The 3,337-nt window shown below is 66.2% G+C and carries 3 protein-coding genes; all 3 read left to right on the forward strand.

Annotated elements, in window-relative coordinates:
• On the forward strand, positions 1 to 1,371 hold a 1,371-nt coding region (locus M3498_15950; protein MDQ3460772.1), incomplete at its 5' end, for a hypothetical protein.
• Between the two features lie 73 nt (positions 1,372 to 1,444).
• Positions 1,445 to 2,389, forward strand: coding sequence for an AraC family transcriptional regulator (locus M3498_15955; GenBank protein MDQ3460773.1), 945 nt, complete (start codon positions 1,445 to 1,447; stop codon positions 2,387 to 2,389).
• 51 nt (positions 2,390 to 2,440) lie between these two features.
• The gene (locus tag M3498_15960) at positions 2,441 to 3,223 is read left to right on the forward strand and encodes a phytanoyl-CoA dioxygenase family protein (protein ID MDQ3460774.1); all 783 of its coding nucleotides are present in this window, start codon (positions 2,441 to 2,443) and stop codon (positions 3,221 to 3,223) included.
• Positions 3,224 to 3,337 lie beyond the last annotated feature (114 nt).

Genomic DNA, 3,337 nt, shown 5'->3' on the forward strand with positions numbered 1-3,337 from the left:
GGCTACTACTCGGGCCAGATCCGCTGGGGCTCGGGCTTCTTCTGGTCAGGACAGCACTTCAAGCGCGGCTTCAATCCAGAACCCACCACCGACGAGCAGTACCATTTCAAGCCCTCCGCCAGCTCGCTGATCGACCTGACGGGTGTGCCCCTTGCCGGCAAGGACGGCTGGTTCTTCACGCCCCCTCCGTACCTCTTCGCCTTTGAGTACCAAGAGGGCTGGCTCGGCGTGGGCCTCGAGGCCGCCGCGGGCGAGAACCGCTACACGGACTTCCACTACCGCGCGCAGCGGCGTGGCTTTTGCCTGACGCTGGCCTTCGAGGGGCACACCGCGGTGTCGGGGCGCTACACCCTTCCCGCCATCGGCTTCGACTTTGCGCCCGGCCCTTACGAGGCGCTGGCGGCCCACGTTGAGAGCCTGCGGGGGGCGGGCCACGCACCGCAAGTCACGCCCGAGCAGGTGGACTGGTGGCACAGCCCCATCTTCTGCGGCTGGGGCTCACAATGCTACCTGGCCTCTACGGAACAGGGGCGTGCGCCAGACTACGCACGCCAGGCGCACTACGAGGGATTTTTGCGCGTGCTCGAGGCGAACGGCGCTCTTCCCGGCACCCTGGTTCTGGACGACAAGTGGCAGAAGACCTACGGCGAAAACGATGTCGACACGGACAAGTGGCCCGACTTAAAGGGCTTTATTGGGGCGCAGCACCGGGCCGGCCGCAAGGTCCTGCTCTGGCTCAAGGCCTGGGACCCCGAGGGCCTGCCCGCCGAAGAGTGCGTCGTCAACGCCGGCGGAGTGAGCGTCGCCTTCGACCCCTCGAGCCCCGCCTTCGAGCGCCGGTTGCGGGCCTCGGTGCGGGCCATGCTGCTGGACTACGGCGCGGACGGCTTCAAGCTCGACTTCACCGCGCGCCTTCCCAGCGGGCCCGGCCTCAAGAGCCACGGCGACGTCTGGGGCCTCGAGCTGATGAAGCGCTACCTGTCTATCCTCTACGGCGAGGCCAAAAAGGCCAGAAGGGACGCCCTGGTGATGAGCCACACTCCCCACCCCTACCTGGCGGACGTGCTCGACATGATCCGCCTGAACGACGTCAACACCGCCCAGGACATAGGCCGGGCGATGAGCCACCGTGCGCGCGTCGCGGCACTGGCCTGCCCGAACGCCGTCATCGACACCGACAACTGGCCCATGCCGAACAAGGCGGCCTGGCGCGACTACCTGCGTCTCCAGCCCGAACTGGGCGTGCCCTCCTTGTACTACGCGAGCCATATCGACGCGACCGGGGAGGCACTCGAGGAGGAGGACTACCGGCTCATCCGCGAGGTCTGGGACCGGCACCGCCAGGGGCTCGAGGGGAAGGCCAGGCCATGAAGGCGCGGCGGCAGGGCGCGCCAGATGAGAGTCTGATCGTGGAGGGGCTTCCCACCTCGGCGTGGGCGGCGTCATGGACTGGATCAAGAGATTAAATCAGGGACCGCGGCTAATCGCCTTAGGCGAGGGGGTAGCGGAGGTGCTCGACTGGGCCTATTCGCCCCATTTGCCCGACAACGTCCCGCACCGCCACGCCCACTTCGAACTCTGCCAGGTCGGCGCCTATGGTTCAGGACATTTCATCGTCGAAGATCGCCCCTACGCCATCTGTCCGGGCGACCTCTTTATCGCGCGGCCCGGCGTGGTCCATCAGATCGTCAACCACACGCATCCGGACATGGAGCTTTTCTGGGTTTCGTTTCTGTTGACGCCCAAAGCGGACCCGCCGAGGGGGGAGGTGGATGCGTTGCTGCACATGTTCGCCGGATCGCCGGTCGTGGTCGTCGCCGACGCGGAAAGGAGTATCGCCGCGCTGTGGCAGGCGTTGCGAACCGTGGCGCAGGGAAGTCCGAGGGCCGGCTACGACACGCAGCTAAGCGGCCTGACGGCCTCGCTCCTCATCGCGATGGCCCAAGCGGGGGCGGGGCCGGCGGCGCTCCTCACCGAAGCGGCCGTCGAGCAAGACGGTGGCGCGGTCCGCGCACGGCTGGCCGCGCGCTACGTACACGACAACCTGGACCGTCGCTTATCCGTCTCCGAGATCGCCGCACACGTGCATCTGTCGCCACGGCAGTTGTCGCGCCTTTTCGCTCGCCTGATCGGCACCTCACCCGCCGCTTATGTCGAGCAGACGCGTTTGGAGCGCGCTTGCGCCCTGTTGCAACAGAGCGGCGCCCCGATCAAGAGCATTGCCGCTGCCGTCGGCTACGACAGCGTGCATCACTTTTCACGCGCCTTTTCGCGACGTTTCGCCTGCTCGCCGGGTGCGTTTCGCCAGACCAACGCCCGCGCTGTCCCAAAAAGCCAAAGGCGCGACGGATCGGGCCAAAGACATGCCGATGCGCCCCTGTTACAGTGACCCGACGTTTCAAGAAGAGACGTCAACTAGAAAACGAGAAGGGAGACGATTATGTTGACACAGGAACAAACAACCTTCTATCAGGAAAACGGCTATCTGCTCGTGGAAGGACTCTTGAGCCGGGACGAGGCGGCGGCGCTGCGCGAGGAGTGCCATGCGCTCGCCAAGAGGCTCTCCGCCCACAAGGACATCGACGCGACCTGGGGCAGCGCCCGCCAGGGCGCCATGACCCGAGGAACGATGACGCAGAGGGGAATGAGCATGGCGGCGCAAAAGACCGTCTTGCTGCACTGTCACGACGTGCAGTTCCACTCCGCCGCGATGAGCCGGCTGCTGGTGGACGAGCGGCTGGCGGGCGTCGCCGCGGCCCTGATAGACTCACAGAACGTGCAGCTCCACCACAACAAGATGTTCATCAAGCCGCCCGCCAAGGGCTCGCCCTTCCCCATGCACCAGGACTATCCCTTCTTTCCACACGCGCGGCACAGCATGATTGCCGCGGTCTTCCACTTCGACGACGCGCCCGTCGAGAAGGGCTGCATCCAAGTCGTGCCGGGCAGCCACAAACTGGGCCCCATCGAACACCAGGCCGAGGGCGGCTGGCACCTGCCCTTCGAGGACTACCCGCTCGAGTTCTCGGTGCCCTGCCCCGCCAAGGCGGGCGACGTGCTCTTCTTCAGCTATCTGACCATTCACGGCTCCGGCGTCAACAGCAGCGACGAGGCGCGCACCACGCTTCTTGTCCAGATGCGCGACCCGAGCGACCCGCCCACCAACGACGAACACCACTCGCGCGGTCAGGGCATGATGCTGCGGGGCATCGACCCGCTCTAGGCGCGGCCCTCGGCGTCCAGGCTTTACGATGCGCCCTGATGCCCCAGGGTGGGGGTCCGGGCGACCGCCTCGTCTTGCTAAACCCGCTCGCTCGCTTTTGCGGAGGTCCTATGT

Source organism: Deinococcota bacterium (assembly GCA_030858465.1).
In the GTDB taxonomy this organism is placed as follows: domain Bacteria; phylum Deinococcota; class Deinococci; order Deinococcales; family Trueperaceae; genus JALZLY01.

Excerpts from the sequence above, each read along its gene's own strand:
- M3498_15960 (MDQ3460774.1), top strand. The coding sequence starts at position 2,441 with ATGTTGACACAGGAACAAACAACCTTCTATCAGGAAAACGGCTATCTG.
- M3498_15955 (MDQ3460773.1), top strand. The coding sequence starts at position 1,445 with ATGGACTGGATCAAGAGATTAAATCAGGGACCGCGGCTAATCGCCTTA.